The sequence below is a fragment of the Veillonella sp. Ser01 genome (genome assembly GCF_053850375.1).
Genome location: NZ_JBSPUA010000001.1, coordinates 406,136 through 424,462, shown reverse-complemented (window position 1 = coordinate 424,462; position 18,327 = coordinate 406,136). Strand labels below are relative to the sequence as shown.

Annotated in this window: 14 protein-coding genes and 1 other RNA gene; 2 read left to right on the top strand and 13 right to left on the bottom strand. The window is 37.9% G+C overall.

Annotated features, from left to right (window positions below):
• Positions 1-14: 14 nt before the first annotated feature.
• The 3 genes from gatB to gatC are packed head-to-tail and all read right to left on the bottom strand — an operon-like array spanning position 15 to position 3,222.
• Positions 15-1,463: an Asp-tRNA(Asn)/Glu-tRNA(Gln) amidotransferase subunit GatB gene (gatB, locus tag ACWTVK_RS01965; RefSeq protein ID WP_105093834.1), complete on the bottom strand. Its 1,449-nt coding sequence runs from the start codon at positions 1,461-1,463 to the stop codon at positions 15-17.
• Positions 1,460-2,920 (bottom strand): Asp-tRNA(Asn)/Glu-tRNA(Gln) amidotransferase subunit GatA, encoded by a 1,461-nt coding sequence (gene gatA, locus ACWTVK_RS01960; protein WP_456045773.1) that lies wholly within the window; start codon positions 2,918-2,920, stop codon positions 1,460-1,462. The genes gatB and gatA overlap by 4 nt, the downstream gene beginning before the upstream one ends.
• An 11-nt stretch (positions 2,921-2,931) precedes the next feature.
• Positions 2,932-3,222 (bottom strand): Asp-tRNA(Asn)/Glu-tRNA(Gln) amidotransferase subunit GatC, encoded by a 291-nt coding sequence (gatC, locus tag ACWTVK_RS01955; protein WP_456045772.1) that lies wholly within the window; start codon positions 3,220-3,222, stop codon positions 2,932-2,934.
• 202 nt (positions 3,223-3,424) lie between these two features.
• Here gatC and ACWTVK_RS01950 point away from each other — a divergent pair, with 202 nt between their 5' ends.
• Together ACWTVK_RS01950 and ACWTVK_RS01945 are read left to right on the top strand one after the other, a co-directional pair.
• Positions 3,425-3,952, top strand: a complete 528-nt coding sequence (locus ACWTVK_RS01950) for a hypothetical protein (RefSeq protein ID WP_456045771.1) — start codon at positions 3,425-3,427, stop codon at positions 3,950-3,952.
• A gap of 26 nt (positions 3,953-3,978) precedes the next feature.
• Entirely contained in the window at positions 3,979-4,503 is a 525-nt protein-coding gene (locus ACWTVK_RS01945) for a hypothetical protein (protein WP_456045770.1), read from the top strand.
• 215 nt (positions 4,504-4,718) lie between these two features.
• Here ACWTVK_RS01945 and ligA read toward each other — a convergent pair whose 3' ends face one another.
• The 10 genes from ligA to smpB all read right to left on the bottom strand — a co-directional run bounded on the left by ligA (position 4,719) and on the right by smpB (position 18,326).
• Entirely contained in the window at positions 4,719-6,722 is a 2,004-nt protein-coding gene (gene ligA / locus ACWTVK_RS01940; protein WP_456045769.1) for an NAD-dependent DNA ligase LigA, read from the bottom strand.
• An 81-nt stretch (positions 6,723-6,803) separates the two neighbouring features.
• Positions 6,804-8,993, bottom strand: a complete 2,190-nt coding sequence (pcrA, locus tag ACWTVK_RS01935) for a DNA helicase PcrA (protein WP_456045768.1) — start codon at positions 8,991-8,993, stop codon at positions 6,804-6,806.
• A gap of 104 nt (positions 8,994-9,097) precedes the next feature.
• Entirely contained in the window at positions 9,098-10,039 is a 942-nt protein-coding gene (locus ACWTVK_RS01930) for a manganese-dependent inorganic pyrophosphatase (RefSeq protein ID WP_456045767.1), read from the bottom strand.
• A gap of 155 nt (positions 10,040-10,194) precedes the next feature.
• A complete protein-coding gene (locus tag ACWTVK_RS01925) occupies positions 10,195-13,377 on the bottom strand; it encodes an efflux RND transporter permease subunit (RefSeq protein ID WP_456045766.1) in 3,183 nt (1,060 codons plus the stop codon).
• A gap of 14 nt (positions 13,378-13,391) precedes the next feature.
• Complete coding sequence (locus tag ACWTVK_RS01920) at positions 13,392-14,519, bottom strand: efflux RND transporter periplasmic adaptor subunit (RefSeq protein WP_303939776.1); 1,128 nt, start codon at positions 14,517-14,519, stop codon at positions 13,392-13,394.
• A gap of 271 nt (positions 14,520-14,790) precedes the next feature.
• Positions 14,791-15,132, bottom strand: a transfer-messenger RNA (tmRNA) gene (gene ssrA, locus ACWTVK_RS01915).
• Between the two features lie 175 nt (positions 15,133-15,307).
• Positions 15,308-16,468 carry an 8-amino-7-oxononanoate synthase gene (gene bioF, locus ACWTVK_RS01910; RefSeq protein WP_456045765.1) on the bottom strand — a complete coding sequence of 387 codons (1,161 nt, stop codon included), beginning with the start codon at positions 16,466-16,468 and terminating at the stop codon, positions 15,308-15,310.
• A 1-nt stretch (position 16,469) separates the two neighbouring features.
• Positions 16,470-17,201 carry a 6-carboxyhexanoate--CoA ligase gene (locus ACWTVK_RS01905; RefSeq protein WP_456045764.1) on the bottom strand — a complete coding sequence of 244 codons (732 nt, stop codon included), beginning with the start codon at positions 17,199-17,201 and terminating at the stop codon, positions 16,470-16,472.
• The gene (locus ACWTVK_RS01900; protein WP_105085681.1) at positions 17,201-17,701 is read right to left on the bottom strand and encodes a hypothetical protein; all 501 of its coding nucleotides are present in this window, start codon (positions 17,699-17,701) and stop codon (positions 17,201-17,203) included. The genes ACWTVK_RS01905 and ACWTVK_RS01900 overlap by 1 nt, the downstream gene beginning before the upstream one ends.
• Positions 17,702-17,855: 154 nt before the next feature.
• Positions 17,856-18,326, bottom strand: coding sequence for an SsrA-binding protein SmpB (smpB, locus tag ACWTVK_RS01895; RefSeq protein WP_004697155.1), 471 nt, complete (start codon positions 18,324-18,326; stop codon positions 17,856-17,858).
• Position 18,327 lies beyond the last annotated feature (1 nt).

Sequence of the window (18,327 nt, the reverse complement as noted above, 5' to 3'; positions counted from 1 at the left end):
TGCTAACGCACAAATTAGTCATTCAAGAATTTTTGAAGCAATTCATTTACCATACCTGGGTTAGCACGGCCTTTAGATTCTTTCATAACTTGACCAACTAAGAAGCCAATAGCCTTACCATTACCGCTCTTGAAGTCTGCCACTGGTTGTGGGTTGTTAGCAATAACTTGCTTAACGATTTCTTCAATAGCACCAGTATCTGTGATTTGAACAAGACCTTCTTCTTTTACGATAGTATCGGCATCCTTGCCGGATTCCCACATAGATACGATAACTTTTTTCGCAATTTTACCAGAGATTGTACCTTTATCGATAAGGGCAATCATACCAGCCAAGTTTTCTGGGCTTACTTTAGATTCAGCGAATGTTAAACCACTTTCATTAATCATCTTGGACAAGTCACCAAGCATCCAGTTAGCCACAGTCTTAGCATCTGCACCTGCTTTTACAGTAGCATCTAAGAAATCTGCAGTTTTACGAGATACAGTAAGGATTGTTGCATCTTCACGAGACAAACCATATTCAGATACAAAGCGTTCAATCTTAGCATCTTGCAATTCAGGTAACGCACGACGTACTTCTTCGATTTTTTCGTCCGTAATTACAATTGGTACCAAGTCTGGTTCAGGGAAGTAACGGTAATCGTTTTCTTCATCTTTCTTACGCATACCAATAGTAATGCCTTGAGCATCATCCCAAGTACGTGTTTCTTGATCTACTTTACCGCCAGCTTCGATCAACTTAGCTTGACGCAAGGCTTCGTATTCAACAACCTTTTGAATAGCTGTTAAGGAGTTTACGTTCTTAGTTTCTGTACGCGTACCAAACTCTTTAGTACCGCGCAAACGTACGGATACGTTACAGTCACCACGTAAGGAACCTTCTTCCATACGACCGTCAGATACTTCTAAGTATTGCAAGATAGAACGTAGTTTTTCAACATATGCTCTCGCTTCTGCACCAGAACGAATATCTGGTTCAGATACGATTTCAAGAAGAGGAACACCTGTACGGTTGTAGTCAACGTTAGAAGATTTAGAATCGGAAATAGTGTTGCCACTATGAACAAGTTTACCTGCATCTTCTTCCATGTGAATACGCGTAATACCAATGCGTTTAGTTTCACCATTTACTTCGATGTCCAAATGACCATTCAAGCAAATTGGCAAATCATATTGAGATGTTTGATAGTTTTTAGGCAAATCTGGATAGTAATAGTTTTTACGGTCAAATTTATTAAAGTTAAGGATTTCGCAGTTCAATGCTAACCCTACTTTAATAGCAAATTCTACTACTTGTTTATTTAACACAGGCATAGCACCAGGCAAGCCAAGGCACACTGGGCATACATGTGTGTTTTGATCGCCGCCGAATTCAGTGGTACAACCACAGAAGATTTTAGACTTAGTCTTAAGCTCTGTATGAACCTCTAAACCAACGACTGTTTCGTATTTACTACTCATAGAGAAACCTCCCCAGTTGGTGCTACTAATTGACAGTCTGGACGTGCTTGTTCAAATGTGAAAGCAGCACGTAACAATGTTTCTTCACCCATAGCAGGACCAAGCAATTGCATACCAATTGGTAAATTGCTGCTACTCATACCTGCTGGAATGCTGATACCTGGGATACCTGCAAGGTTAGCTGGTACTGTACAGATATCTTCTAAGTACATTGCTAATGGATCATTTGCTTTTTCACCAAATTTATAAGACGTATTAGGTGCAGTTGGTGTCAAAATCAAATCCACCTTGGAGAATGCTTCGTCAAATTCGTTTTTAATAAGGCGACGAACTTTCAATGCTTTCAAATAATAAGCATCATAGTAACCAGCACTCAATACATAGGTACCTAACAAGATACGACGTTGTACTTCAGGACCAAAGCCTTCTGTGCGAGTTTTAGTAGACATATCTACTAAGTTATCTGCAGGTACCCGCATACCATAACTTACACCGTCATAACGAGCCAAATTGGAGCTAGCTTCTGCCAATGCGATGATATAGTATGCAGACAATGCATATTTAGAATTAGGCAAGGAAACCTCAACGATTTCAGCACCTAATTTTTTGTATGTTTCGATAGCTTCTTCCACAGCTTTACGAACTTCGCTATTGAGACCTTCACCAAAGAATTCTTTTGGTACACCAATTTTTAGATTTTTTACATCATTTACAAGTGCTGTAGTGTAGTCTACACGAGCACCAGGAATAGATGTGGAGTCTTTAGCATCGTGGCCAGAAATAGCATTTAATACTAAAGCAGCATCAGTTACATCTCGAGTAACAGGGCCAATTTGATCCAAAGAAGATGCGAAAGCAATTAAACCATAACGAGATACATTACCATATGTTGGTTTTAAACCTACAACGCCACAGAAGGATGCTGGTTGACGAATAGACCCACCTGTATCAGAGCCAAGAGCCCAAATAGCAGAACCGCTGGATACAGCTGCTGCACTACCGCCAGAAGAACCGCCTGGTACGCAATCAGCATTCCAAGGATTGGATGTTTTAGCTAATGCAGAATTCTCTGTAGATCCACCCATAGCAAATTCGTCCATGTTAAGTTTACCAAGGCTAATATAATGATTGTCTTGTAAACGTTCAATAACAGACGCATTGTATGGAGGCACAAAGTTTTCTAACATTTTAGATGCACATGTTGCAGGTTCATTTTTAATACAAATATTATCTTTAATGGCACCAGGAATACCTGCCAATGGGGAAATAGCTTCACCTTTAGCAATTGCTTCATCTACAAGCTTAGCCGTAGCCAAAGCACGATCATGAGAATCGGATAAGTACGCATGTACAGTCGGTTCCACTTTCGCTTTATGTGCAATAACAGCATTCGTCAATTCAACAGCGCTGATTTCTTTATTCACTAGTTTCTTGTGTAATTCATGAATTGTTGCCACAGCGAAACCTCCTATTCTTGTACAACGCGAGGTACTTTAAAGTACCCATCCTCTGCTTCTGGAGCATTGGATAAAGCTAAATCATGATCGAGGGATAGTTTTGTTTCATCCTCTCTAAATACATTGTGCAATGGTACTGCATGAGCCATAGGCTCCACGCCATCAAGTTCTAATGCATCTAGTTCAGCAACATAAGTCAAGATGTCGGACAACTCTTTTTCTACATGTGCCATATGTTCTTCCTTAACTTCCAAGCGTGAAAGTAAGGCGATTTTTTTAATTTCCTCTTGGCTGATTTTCATCGAGACACATCCTTTCATATCTTATTATTATATAGCATAGATACGTTATTTTCAAAGGAAATAACACATCTATGCTAAATATATGAATATAAAAATTAAGATTTAAAAGCTACTTCAATTATTCTTGTCTTTTAATAATATTATATATATTATTAAAGTAAATAATATATATAATATTAAGTTTTTTTAGGAAGTGATTTAATTGATTAGATTTTTATTCTTATTCGTATTCATTTTAATTCCGTTTTCATCAAATGCTATATCATTAAATGAATTAAGAAATAATCCTATTAAGTATAAACTAGTATACTCTGATAGTTTAGGTGATCAATATGTTAATAATGACTCTATTAATGTTATTAGATATGCACCACCTTATTATATTATAAAATCTACAGCTTATTTGGTTTCTTATCAATATAATGTAATTTCAGAACTAGATAATACATACTTTTATGACTATAGTAATAATGTTTCAGTCTTATTAAATAAAACTCATTCAGAAGCAGAATTTGGTAATCAAGTTACAAAATATGCTGGTGTTAAATATCAGACAAATATTCTAACTATTTATAATTACAATGGTGAATTATATGAAGGACCAATTACAACTAACAAAGGGCCGAAAATTCCTAAAATATTGTCACCAGCATATGAATCAGCGATGTATTCTTTTTATAAATCTTATAATATGTATTTTAACTTACCTTCAAAGATCCAAAAATTCTAAGTTTCATTAAGGAGTACGGTAATATTATGATTAAATTTTTATTTGCTATATTTTTAATTTTACTTCCACTAACAACTAACGCTATTTCTCTCCAAGAAATAAAAGATAATCCATCAAAATTTAAATACATATATGCTGATAATAAGGGAGATGGCTATATTGATATAAACAGTATAAATGTTATAAGATATGCGCCTCCATATTACGTTATAAATTCCTCACTATATTTGGTTGACTATAGCAATAATGCAATAGGTCAATTAAATAGTACATATTTCTATGACTACAATAATAATGTAAGTTCTACTTTAGAAAAAAGTGAAAATAAAACTGAGTTTACAAATAAAATCTTAAAATATGCAGGTGTAAAATATCGAATAAATTCTATGCAAACATATAATTTTGATGGTACAGCAATATCTATTACGCCTTATTCTGAAAGTATAACTACTCCTACACTTCTCTCTCCAGCATATACAGCAGCTATGTTTACATTTTATAAAGCATATAATAAGTATTTTAATCCACCTGCCCTAAATCAGAAGTTCTAACTATTTAAAGCCCGAAATAGCCATAATTTATATATTATGATTATTTTGGGCTTCATTTTATAAAGGATACAATTTTTTGATGGGACTAGTTTGTCTCAACAGTTATAAAAAAACTTGCTATACCTGTGCAGCGACATTACGCAGGACGGAGCAAACAGGTGTAGCAAGTTCTTTTTAACTAGTTCATAGAAAAGCTAACGGGCCCCATCAAAAAATTAATTAACTTCCCCTAATTCTTTTAATAGTTCTACAAACTCTTCTTCATTCATAACACGAATACCCAATTCATTTGCTTTAGTAAGTTTACTACCACTGTCTTCGCCAGCAATAACAAGGGTTGTTTTCTTAGAGACGGAACCTGTCACCTTAGCCCCATGAGCTTCAAGAATCTTACCAGCTTCACTGCGGCCCATAACTTCAAGTTTACCTGTGAGAACGACGATTTGCCCTTCCATTTGGTTGCCTGCTGCTTCAACAACATCTACAGTCATCTTAAGTCCTGCCGCTGTTAAGCCTTCAATAATAGCCACATGAGCAGGATCTTGACGGTATTCAACAATACTATCTGCCATTGTAGGACCAATCTCTTCTACTGCAACGAGTTCTTCCTTAGTAATAGTCATGAATCGTTCCATAGATTTCACAACACTTGCAATTGTTCCGGCTGCTTTAGATCCAATTAGACGAATACCAAGACCATATAGTACACGATCTAATCCGCGAGATTTAGAATCTTCGATGGCTTTTACCAAATTCTCAGCAGACTTCTTACCCATTCGGTCCATGGTAACTAGTTGATCCACCGTTAAATGATATAAATCAACAACATTGGTGATTAATTTGTTATTGATTAGGTTTTCTACAATGCTAGGCCCAAGACCATCGATATTCATAGCATCGCGAGATGCAAAATGGATAATTTGTTCCTTTTCAATGGCAGGACAATGTTTATTGGTGCAGCGAACAGCGGCTTCACCTTCACGTCGGACTGCAGGAAATTCGCATACAGGACATGTATTAGGAATTGTGAAAGGCACTTCAGAACCAGTTCGTTTTTCTGGAACTACGCGGATAACCTCTGGAATAATCTCGGCTGCCTTGTGAATGATGACATGGTCACCAATGCGAATATCCTTTTCATTGATGAAGTCTTGGTTATGTAATGTAACACGACTTACATTTGTACCGGACACAAATACAGATTCCAATTCACCAGTAGGTGTAAGAACCCCTGTACGCCCCACATTGATAGTAATATCCTTAAGAATGGTTTCTACCTCTTCTGGAGGATATTTATAGGCTGTAGCCCATTTAGGATCTTTGGCAGTACTGCCAAGTGCCTCTTGATCATCAAAGCTATTTACTTTAATAACCATACCATCCGTATCGTATGGCAAGTCATGGCGTTTTTCATCCCAGTAATTGATAGTTTCAATAACTTCATCAATGGTTTGACACACGCGATAGTGAGGATTTACAGAAAACTTAAAAGTTTCCAAACTTTGTAGCAATTCCTCTTGGCTATGAATATTAGCACCTACTTCGGAACCTAAAGCATAAGCAAAGAAGGCTAGGTTACGACTTGCTGTAATAGCAGGATCCTGTTGACGCAAGGAGCCTGCCGCAGCATTACGAGGATTCACAAAGGTTGGCAACCCCTCTTCATCACGTTCTTCATTTATACGTTTAAACTCGCTATGAGGCATATACGCTTCACCGCGAACCTCGATAAATTCTGGCGCATCCTCTAGATATAAAGGAATGGATTTAATAGTACGTACATTGGCGGTTACATCTTCCCCAACACGACCATCACCTCGCGTAACGGCACGTACAAACATGCCATTTTCATAGTGCAAATTGACAGCCAATCCATCAATTTTTAACTCTACTACGTACGCAGAAGGCTTATGTCCTAATTCCTTTTCTACGCGACTAGCAAATGCTCGAACTTCATCAGCATTGAATACATTGGAAAGACTCAACATAGGGCGTCCATGAACGACCTTTTCAAAGGAACCTTCCACCTTCATACCTACCCGTTGTGTTGGAGACGATGGCACAATATATTCAGGATGAGCTGTTTCCAAATCAACAAGCTCACGATATTTTTTATCATATTCAAAGTCACTCATCGTAGGAGCATCTTTTACGTAGTATAAATACTGCGCATGAGTTAACTCCTGTTGTAACTCTTTAATTCTATCTTTTGGATTCATATTACATCCCTTTTACTGTGCAGTAACACTCTATACGTTCCTAACAAGTAATGTAGAGAGGTTAACTGCCATACACAAATTTTATCCCTTCTTAACAGGTGCAAATTTTGCCATTACTACACGTACACCTTGTGTGGGAAATTCAATTGTCAGCTTCATACCAGCCCCTTCGCCGGCAACATTGATGACTTTACCATTGCCCCACTTACTATGAATAGCCGTATCGCCAACCTTCCAATCGGCAATTACTTCATTGCGAACGATTGGCTTTGTAACTGGTCGACTTGTGACACTCATATGTTGTGGCACATGACGCTTAATATCATCAGGTACTTTACGCTTAGCACGCAAACCATCTACTAACTCTTCTGGAATTTCATCGATAAAACGAGATGGTAAATAGCTGCTAGTGCGTCCAAATACGGTACGCGTAGTGGCATTAGAAATATATAATTCCTTTTCAGCACGAGTAATACCTACATAAGCAAGGCGGCGTTCCTCTTCAATTTCCTCAGGGTTCATCAAGGTGCGACTATGAGGGAATAAACCTTCCTCCAAGCCACCTAAGAATACAATAGGGAATTCCAAACCTTTCGCAGCATGTAATGTCATCAATGTAACTTTAGACTCTTCTTGCTCGAAAGAATCAACATCATTTACGAGTGCTACTTGTTCCAAGAAATCTTCCACTGTACCAGTTGGATTTGTATCTTGGAAGTCTTTAGCTACAGATAAAAGTTCACCGATATTCTCAGCACGTGCCTGATCTTGTGGATCTGTACTTTCTTCTAATTGTGCCAAGTAACCGGTTCTATCGAGAATAGATTCTAAGATATCAAGCACAGTTTTATCTTCCATTTCAGCTACGAGAGTAAAGATAAGAATGCCAAACTCTTCTAACTTTTCTTTTGTTTTCCCCTTAATAGAATCTACTAAATGTAGCTGCGTTAAGGTCATAAATAAAGACGTTCCATTAGCACGGGCATAATCCTGTAGTTTGGCTACAGTCGTAGCGCCGATACTTCGTTTAGGGACGTTGATAATACGCAATAGACTCAAATCATCGAATGGGTTATATAATACGCGCAAGTACGCTAATACGTCCTTAATTTCTTTACGATCATAGAACTTTGTGCCCCCCACCATTGTGTATGGCAAAGCACGTTTGATAAGTGCCTCTTCAAGCACACGAGACTGAGCATTCGTACGATATAAAACGGCCATATCCCCATAAGGAACACCGTGAATATCGTGCTTTTTAGCGATAGTATCGCCGATGAAAGCAGCTTCTTCATGTTCAGACTGAGCCGTAAAATGCTGAATTTTAGCCCCTTCTGTCTTATCTGTCCATAAATTTTTCTTAGGACGACCTTCGTTATTTTCAATTACTGCATTGGCTGCATCAAGAATAATCTTTGTAGAACGGTAGTTTTGTTCCAACTTGATAGATGTGCAGTTTGGATAATCCTTTTCAAAGTCCAGGATATTTTGAATATCTGCACCACGCCATGCGTAGATACTTTGATCAGCATCGCCTACAACGGCAATATTTTTCCAATAAGAAGCTAATAATTTAGCCAATAAATATTGAGCATGGTTCGTATCTTGATATTCGTCAATCATAACATAACGAAAACGCTTACTATATTTATCTAACACAGCCTCATTGGACTGCAATAATTTAACGGCTACCAATAAAAGATCATCAAAATCTAGGGCATTATTCTTACGCAATTCCCGTTCATAATACTCGTATACATCAGCAACCTTTTGTTGGTAAAAGTCTCTCGCTTGCTTTCTAAAATCTGAAGCAAATAACAATTTATTTTTTGCATCAGATATAGCGGCGATCATAGCACCTACAGGATAGTATTTATCGTCGAGGTTTAATGCTTTCAAAGCGGCCTTAATAACAGCTTGAGAGTCAGATGTATCGTAGATTGTAAAGTTACTGTTATACCCTAAGAAGTTATCTAACTCAAAACGTAAAAACTTAGCACAGAAGCTATGGAACGTACTGAGCCAAATACGATTGGCTACATCACCTACTAAACCTTCTACACGGCTTTTCATCTCCTTAGCCGCTTTGTTGGTAAAAGTAATGGCTAAAATTTCATAAGGATTGACACCTTGAGCCAATAAATGTGCAATACGAACGGTTAACACCTTTGTTTTACCAGATCCAGCACCAGCTAAAATCAATAAAGGGCCTTCCGTATGTTGAACGGCTTGTTGCTGCTCTTTATTTAAACCTGTTAGTAATGAATTCATCGGAACACCCCTATCGCCCTTACATATACTATAGTTTCATAATCATATAAATAGAGAAGAAGAACGTTGCAAGCAACGTTCTTTTTCCTTTGTATACTACTATACTATTTCATAGCACCAAGAATTGGTGGTACGATTTGTTTTTTACGAGACATAGTATTTGGCAAGAATACGCCATTGTCTTTAACTTCTTTTTCAAATGCTTTTGTTACTACTGCTTCTACATCACCACTGAATAACAATGTAGTGCTTTCATCAAGAATATTTGTAATCATGATGTAAGATGCATCATAGTTATTAGCGCTGCGAAGAGCCTCTAATGCAGCTACAAGTTCAGCTTGTTTAGCCAATACATCTGTAGTATCCATAACAGAAATTTGACCGATAGAAATCGTTTTACCTGCTTCGGAGAATTCTTTCATGTCTGTACGAACGATATCGTCATTAGTCAAATCAGAAATATCTGCACCAGCTTTTAACATATCAAGGCCATAGGACTCGATATCTACACCAGCGATTTCTGCCAATTTATGAGCCATTTCTTTATCTGTTTCAGTACATGTTGGAGAACGGAATAAAACAGTATCAGAAATGATAGCGGACAACATCAAGCCTGCAATAGCTTTAGGGATTGCTTGATTGTTTTCAATGTACAATTTAGTAATGATTGTATTGGAGCAACCTACTGGTTCTAAACGCATAAATACAGGACCATCAGTTTCAAAGTCACCGATGCGGTGATGATCCACAACGCCACACATATTCATGGATTTGTAACCATCAATGATTTGTTTAGATTCGTTATGGTCGGTTAAGTACAAGTTGCCGCCTTCTGGAGCGAATTCTTCCCAATTCTTAACGATTTGAGGGTGTTCAAAACCAAAATGATTCAATACATATGTTGTTTCTTTATTTGCTTCACCTGCACATACTGGAGTAGCTGGTGTACCCATTTGTGTTAAGAAATTAGCAAAGGAAATAGCAGAACAAATAGAATCTGTATCAGGGCTTTTATGACCTGCTACATATGTTTTTACATCACTCATAATATACCTCTTTTATATAAATTTCATACTTAATATCGACTTACGTCAATCCGATTTTTAACTATACTATTATATCATAAATTATATAAAAAAACACGCCACTACTAAGTAGTGACGTGTTTTTGTCATTCTACAAAATTATCTAATGTAAATGATTAGTCGTGATTTTTTTTGCGGTTTGTAAACAAACCAGGTCCAAGTGTTTCAATGATGATGAACAGCATTGGAATGATAAAGATACCAAACAATGTTGCTGTTGTCATCCCTGCTACTACAGTAATACCCATGGATGTACGAGCACCAGAACCAGCACCAGTAGATACTGCCAATGGCAATACACCAAGAATGAACGCAAAGGATGTCATCAAGATTGGACGCAAACGAATTTTTGCAGCTTCAATAGCAGCATCAACAACGTTCATGCCACGTTCGTCAACACGAATCTTAGCATACTCAATGATCAAAATCGCATTTTTTGCGGCCAAACCAACAAGTGTTAAAAGACCAATCTGCATGTAAATATCATTAGCTAAGGAATATCTACCTGTAAAGTTCAACAAGAATGGAACTAAAGAAGCACCAATCATACCAGATGGTACAGAGAACAATACGGCAAATGGAACCTTCCAAGATTCATACAAGGCAGCCAAGATTAAGAATACAAATACTAGACCTAAACCTAGAATCATGATGGTTTGAGAACCAGCTTTCAACTCTTCACGAGATTGACCTGCCCAGTCATATGTATAACCGGCTGGTAAAGTTTTAGCTGCCGCCTCTTTCAATGCATTAATCGCATCACCAGAGGAGTAACCATTCGCTTGAGAACCACCGATTTGTACAGCCATTGCATTATCAAAACGAGTAATACTAGATGGAGTGCCAGTTTGTTCCTTTGTAATATAGTTAGATACTGGAACCATAAGGCCCTTGCTATTACGAACAGCTAGCATATTAAGCTGTTCCGCATTTTGACGGTAAGCGTCTTCAGCTTGAACTACTACTTTATAGTTTTTACCATATGTAGTGAAGTCATTGACTTGAATACTACCATAGAAACCTTGCAATGTAGTAAAGATATCAGCTAATGCCACACCATCTTGAGCCGCTTTTTCACGATTCACATCAAATTGTAAGGATGGTGTAGATGTGTCAAATGTAGTGTAAATAGATTGAATAGCTGGACTCTTACGAGCTTCTGCAATAAACTCATTGGCACGTTCAGCCATAACTTGTGGGCTGTCACCAGCTTTGTTAATGAGGTACATACTAAAGCCACCTGTAGTACCAAGGCCTGGGATAGATGGTGGATTCAAAGCAACTACAGTTGCTTCTGGTACAGCTTGAGCTGCAAAGCCAAAGGTTTGACCAATCATTGCATTAATAGATGTAGCTTGTGTTGTACGATACTTCCAATCGGACATTGTGGCAAAGATTACACCAGCACTTGATTTTTGACCGCCACCTAAGAGGTCAAAGCCAGCTACAGTAAATACTTCTTGGAACAATTGCTCATCCTTAGGTTTTTCAGGATCATTTTTACCTTCCAAGAAAGATGCTATTTTTTCAAGTGTAGCCATAGTACGTTCTGATGTAGCACCAGGTGGCTCATTAACGGCGATCATATAGTAACCGCTATCCTCTGCAGGTACAAAGGATGTTGGTAAGAAGTGAAATACTAAGCCTGTACCACCTGCAAAAATTAAAAGTGCAATAACGGTTAAGCTCAAACGATGGCTTAAACGAGCTAATTGGATACCATACCAATTGCTGAAACGTTCTAGGCCTGCATTAAATTTGTTTAACTGACGATGTACCCAGTCCTCACGTTCTTTTGGCGTGTGAGGTTTTAACATCGTGGCACACAATGCTGGTGTTAATACAAGGGCGATAATCGCAGAAATAACAACAGATACAGCGATTGTTAAAGCGAATTGTTTGTATAAGATACCAGTCATACCACCCATGAAGGCAACTGGTACGAATACTGCAACCAATACGAAAGCGATACCAATTACAGGGCCTTGTACATTTTCCATCGCTTTAATAGCCGCCTCTTTAGGAGGTAAGCCATTATATTTTAATTCATACTCTACCGCTTCTACTACAACGATAGCATCGTCAACAACGAGGCCAATAGCCAATACCATGGCAAATAATGTTAACGTATTGATAGAGAAATCAAGTAATACGAAAGCACCAAATGTACCTAGCAAGGATACTGGTACGGCAATCATAGGAATAATTGTAGATCGCCAGGATTGTAAGAATACATATACTACAAAAAGAACGAGTAGTAATGCTTCTACAAAGGTATGCTCTACCTCATTAATGGAAGCACTTACGAATTTAGTATTATCTACAACCACGTTATATTGCATATCTGGTGGGAAAGATTTAGATTGTTCATCTAGTACCTTCTTAACATTCGCAATAGTTTCTAATGCATTGGCATCATTTTGTAAGGAAATAGCAAAACCTGCTACCTCTTTATGAGCGGACTTAGCAACAAAGTCATATCCTTTAGCACCAATTTGAATGCGAGCAACATCTTTTAGATGCAATACCTTACCATTAGAGCTTTTAATAGCAATATTGCCAAATTGTTCAGGTGTTACGAGACGACCTTCAATTTTGATAGGATATTGGAATGCTTGTTCCCCATTAGTAGGATTTTGACCAACTGTACCTGCCGCAGCCTGTAAGTTTTGCCCCTTAATAGCTGCAGTCACTTCAGAAATGGTAACACCAAGATTTTGCATCTTCGCTGGATCTAACCAAATGCGCATAGCATAGTCAGAACCAAACTCTTGTACAGAACCAACACCCTTAATGGCTTTAATAGCATCCATCATATAGTTGGTACCATAGTTCTTTAAGAATGTAGAATCATAAGTACCATCAGGTGAGCTCAAGGAGAATACCATTGCCATATCACCAGATGATTTAGTAGTTGTAACACCAACTGCTTGTACCTCTGCAGGCAATTGTGCAAGTGCTGCTTGAACACGGTTTTGAGTATTAACCGTATCCATATCGGCATCTGTGCCTTGATTGAACTGAACAGTCAAAGAGTAACTACCGTTACTAGAGCTACTAGATGTCATATAGTCCATATCTTGTACGCCTACAATTTGTGTTTCAATAACACTGGCCACTGTATCATTTACAACTTGAGCCGTTGCACCTGTATAGGCAGTGTTTACACGAACTGTAGGTGGAGAAATTTGTGGATATCGAGCTATCGGAAGGTTCATCATAGAAATGAGACCTACCAAGGTAATAACAATGGCTATTACGATGGCGAAGATAGGTCGATTAATAAAGAATTTCGACACGATCTAGCCCCCTTCTATTTTGTAGCTTTTAATTGTTCTTTTGAAAGCAATTTAGCATTAACCTTCGCACCGTTTTTAACCTTAGTTAAGCCATCAACGATGATTGTGTCTCCAGGTGCTAAACCGGCTTTAATAATTGTATCGCTACCACTTGTACCGCCAACTTCAACACTTTTTTGTTCTACTACACCATCAGCATTTACAACAAAGATAAAGTTTTTATCCATGATTTGAAGAATAGCGCGACTAGGAACAAGAATAGCATTTTTAAGTTTTTGACCAGGAGAAATTACTGTGGCAAACATATTTGGCAATAACAAATGATCAGGATTTGGGAAGGACGCTTTTAACACGAGCTTACCTGTAGACTGGTCGAGGCTTTTTGCAGCTTGAACAATAGAACCTGGTTGATTATACGTTTCGCCATCAGCAAGTTTTAATTGAATATTTGGACCATTGGAATCATCGCCAGTTGGATTTTTCATGAAGTCAAGGTATTCTTGCTCTGTCATACTAAATTCAACAAAAATAGGATCAATGGAGTCAATTGTAACTAAAGTTGTAGAACCAGCTTGTACAAATGTACCCATATCGATATCATCCATACGTAATGTACCAGAATATGGTGCATATACCATTGTATCCCCATAGTTATCTTGAGCAATTTTTACGGATGCTTGGTATGCTTCATAGGCTGCCTTAGCTTGTTCTACAGTACTGCGTTGTGTATCTACACGTTGTTGCGCAATAGCATCTTGTTGAGCCAATGTTTCATAACGATTAAGGTCTACTTCAGCATTTTTATAGTTTGCATTAGCTTGAGCAGCTTGTGCTTCAGCATTGGCAAGAGCAGCTTCGTATTGACGAGAGTCGATGCGATATAATGGCTGTCCAGCTACAACTTGCTCCCCGCCTTTAACAAATTTTTCAACTACGTAACCCGTTACACGAGCATGTACAGCTACAGAGTTTTCTGCAACTACTGTACCAGCATAGGTTTGGTTTACCTGTGCATCACTTGCAGTAATTTTGTATGCATTGACACTCACGTCGCCTGCTTGCTGTTGATTACTGCCACAACCAGCAACCATTACAGCGGATACAACGAGAGCCGCTAACATACGGGAATAACGGAACTTCATTATATGTACTCCTTTACACGAAACTAATCATCTATGTCTCATAATTGCATAATTATCTTTATATATTTTACAGGATTCTATAGACAAAGTCAATTTTTTCGATACCCCTCTACCTTTATAAAACATAGATAAAATCTATATAAATTCATATTCATTGTGCACAATCAAAGCGACAAAAATTATTGACTTTTAAATTTTTTGTGTACAAAAAAATGCTAGAAGCATAGAAACATTATTAAGTATTCCATACTACTAGCATATATATTCAATATGGTGGAGATGAGGGGAGTCGAACCCCTGTCCAGAAGTGTTGCCATATAGACTTCTCCGAGCACAGTCTATGATTTAGCTCTCAGGTTGCTACCGCTCACAGACAAGCTACACAACCCCAGTTCATGTTGTCTCGCCTAATTCATATGAACAACTGAATTAAGCCAGCCTACGGTTTGACGTCCATTCACACTTGGTAGGCACAAGTATGAGGGACGTAGCTTATGCAGCTAATGCAAAATTTTCTTCTGCGTTTAAATGTTTTCCCACCGTTTAACGGCCTCATGGAACGCCGACTCGCTATCTATACCACACGCACCCCTGTCGAAACCTTTACATCCCCGTGCGTCGGTCTAATAATTATAAGCCTATTTAATATTGCTGTCAATTATATGAAGCCTTTACAACTCAGATATATCCACTATTGTTAGACTACTCTGCTTACCTAATAGCGACGACTTAACTAATCAAATATCGGTTTCTTTCAATTCTATCTTTATTAGATATATTATGTACTATCATGAGTCTAATTGTTTCATAGCATTATGCAGTGATTGGCACACATAATCTATTTGTTCTTTATTATGCGCAGCAGTCACCGTTAGTCTAATTCTACTTTCGCCAATAGGTACTGTAGGTGGACGAATAGCTGTGCCAATGATTCCAGCCTCATATAGATAATTAGATACAGTTAAAGCATCTTCATTCTTACCAATAAGAATTGGAAAAATTGGCGTATCATCTGTAGCATCAATGCCCAGAGAATTTAATCGGTCTGACATATAGCCTACATTGCCTTGCAAACGTTCTAAAACAGATGTATCAGAATCAATGATTTGTAGTGCAACGAGAGCAGCCCCAATATCTGCTGGAGACAATGCGGTAGAGAATATAAAACTACGACTCGTATTAACAAGATAATCAACAATTGTACTATTAGCAGCCACATAGCCCCCCACCGAACCAAGGGATTTACTTAATGTGCCAAGTTGTATATCTATCTCTTTTTCAAGACCGAAATAGGCAGCTGTACCATGGCCATTGCCGATAGTTCCAGTTGCATGGGCATCATCTACCATGAGCAGTGCATTATATTCACGGCTCAGTTCATATAGCTTATCTAATGGTGCAATATCCCCATCCATACTAAATACGCCATCTGTAACTATAAGCTTTCGAGTGTTTCGATCTACCTGTTTCAACAGATACTTTAACTCGTCTATATCACAGTGGCTATATGTTTTTATAGTACCTCGACTTAATCTACAACCATCAATAATACTAGCATGATTTAAAGCATCGCTAAAGATAATAGTGTCCTTATCCGCAATAGCTGAAATTGTTCCTACATTAGCCATATAACCTGTATTAAATACGAGCGCTTTTTCTGTATTCTTAAATTTTGCTAATGCATTTTCAAGCTCTGTAAACAATGGAAATGTTCCAGACACAAGTCGAGACCCACCTGAGCCAGTACCATATTCTTGAGTCCCTTTCAGAGCCCCTTCTATTACACGAGTATCAAAAGTTAAGCCCAAATAATTATTTGAAGCCATCATTAAATATTCTTTATCATCTCGTTTTACTCGCACTGCATCTAGAGGACAGTATTCTCTTAAGGTTCGTAAATTATGGTTCTCTATCTTAGAGTCCAATTGTTCTTTAAAAAATTTGTACATTCTATCTCCGTTGAACAAGTACTGGAGCACTCTCCAAATACTCAATTACACTTTCACTATCTATATCAGACCGTACAAAGAAAACACGGCCCCCTATATTTGAGCCTAATTCTTTCATATTAGGAATGCGATGGTATACACCATTGCAAGCAACATAACCTACTGTATAGTCTGGATCATCAGACCAACATAATTCGCCAACAATACCATCTGCTGATTGAACCTTTGAAGCTAATACTAAAGCCTCTCTCATATGTTCATTATCACCTAATGCATAAGAATCAAAGGAGTCCATATGACTAACACGTACTCCGCGGTCACCTGTATCTAAGCGCTCGCCAGTAATTGTATCCACTAACATAGCGCCGCGCATAGATTTATCTAAACCTTTTAACAAAGATATAGCTTTATGAATAGCTGCCTTACTAATATTAGGACCTTGTAAAAGCTCAGTCGCCAATTGATGAGATTCAGAAATGCTACTAGTTTTATGTTCCTCTACCTTTAGACAGTCAATATATCTAATCTTCTCCGGTGGGATTAAATCTACAGTAATATTGATAAAATCAGCTGTTCCTTTACTGTGATGCAGTGCGCGATCAGCTAACGATTGAGCTATAGCCCCTACTTCTTCTAACTTCACAATCCGCTCTGCCCCAGAAATATGGTGGCCCCCTTTTTCATGGGGACCACCTTGAGCAGCACGCATGCGTACACTATATAACTCAGCCATTATGACACCTTCCCTTTAACAAGATCATTTTGAGGTACTTGGCTGTGAATTTTACGGAATACTTTCACAAATACTGGTGCCATAATAACAGTAAAAATCATGCCTGGCACTGCTAATGCAACCATAGGCAATGCAGCCTTACCGATATATACAGACAAGGTCAATCGCGCTAATGCAGATGCAATCGGGCCAGAAATCATAATACCTATCATATGATTGTGACACATCCAAAGAATTAGCCCTACGATAAGTCTAAATTGCATAGCAATCATAACATTCAAAATAGTTTGTGTACCTAGTGCTAAACCGATTAAACTAGATAGACATCCGCTAATAATATATTTCTTAAATCCGAATACGGCACATATGGCTACCGCCAATGGAGCTGACAGTTGAAACTCTATACCTGGAATGACATTAGGTATTTTAATAGCACCTAATACAGTAATCATAGCCGTTAAAATAGCAACTTCTGTAATGTACCGAATGTTCTGATTCATGATATTTCTCCTCTACTCAGAAAATGTCAACTACACAAACACCTCTTTGTTAACATTATAAATTTAACGTGTATTTTTATCAACCAAAAATATTACCAAAGTTAACAAATATCACAAAAAAAAGACCGAGCCAAAACGACTCGATCTTTATATCTTAATATTTTTGTTGCTCTTTAAGACGCTTTGCAATATCTCGCTTAGCATCGCGTTCCGCCATATCTTGACGCTTATCGTATAACTTTTTACCAGTTACAAGGCCTACAGTTACCTTTACATAACCATGGCTAAAATGGAAGTTTAGCGGCACTAAAGAGAATCCTTTCTCCTTAACCTGCGCATGTAATTTATTGATTTCAGATTTATGCATCAACAATTTACGGGTCCGTTCAGGTTCATGATTAAAACGATTGCCCTGTTCGTATGGACTGATATGAACACCATACAACAAAAGCTCGCCTTTATCAATACGACAAAAGCTATCCTTTAAGTTCAGTTTACCTTGACGTATCGATTTAATTTCAGTACCTGTCAAAGCAATGCCTGCTTCATAGGTTTCATGAATATTAAAATCATGACGGGCCTTACGATTATCAGCAATAAGAGATGGACTAGATTGTTTTGCCATA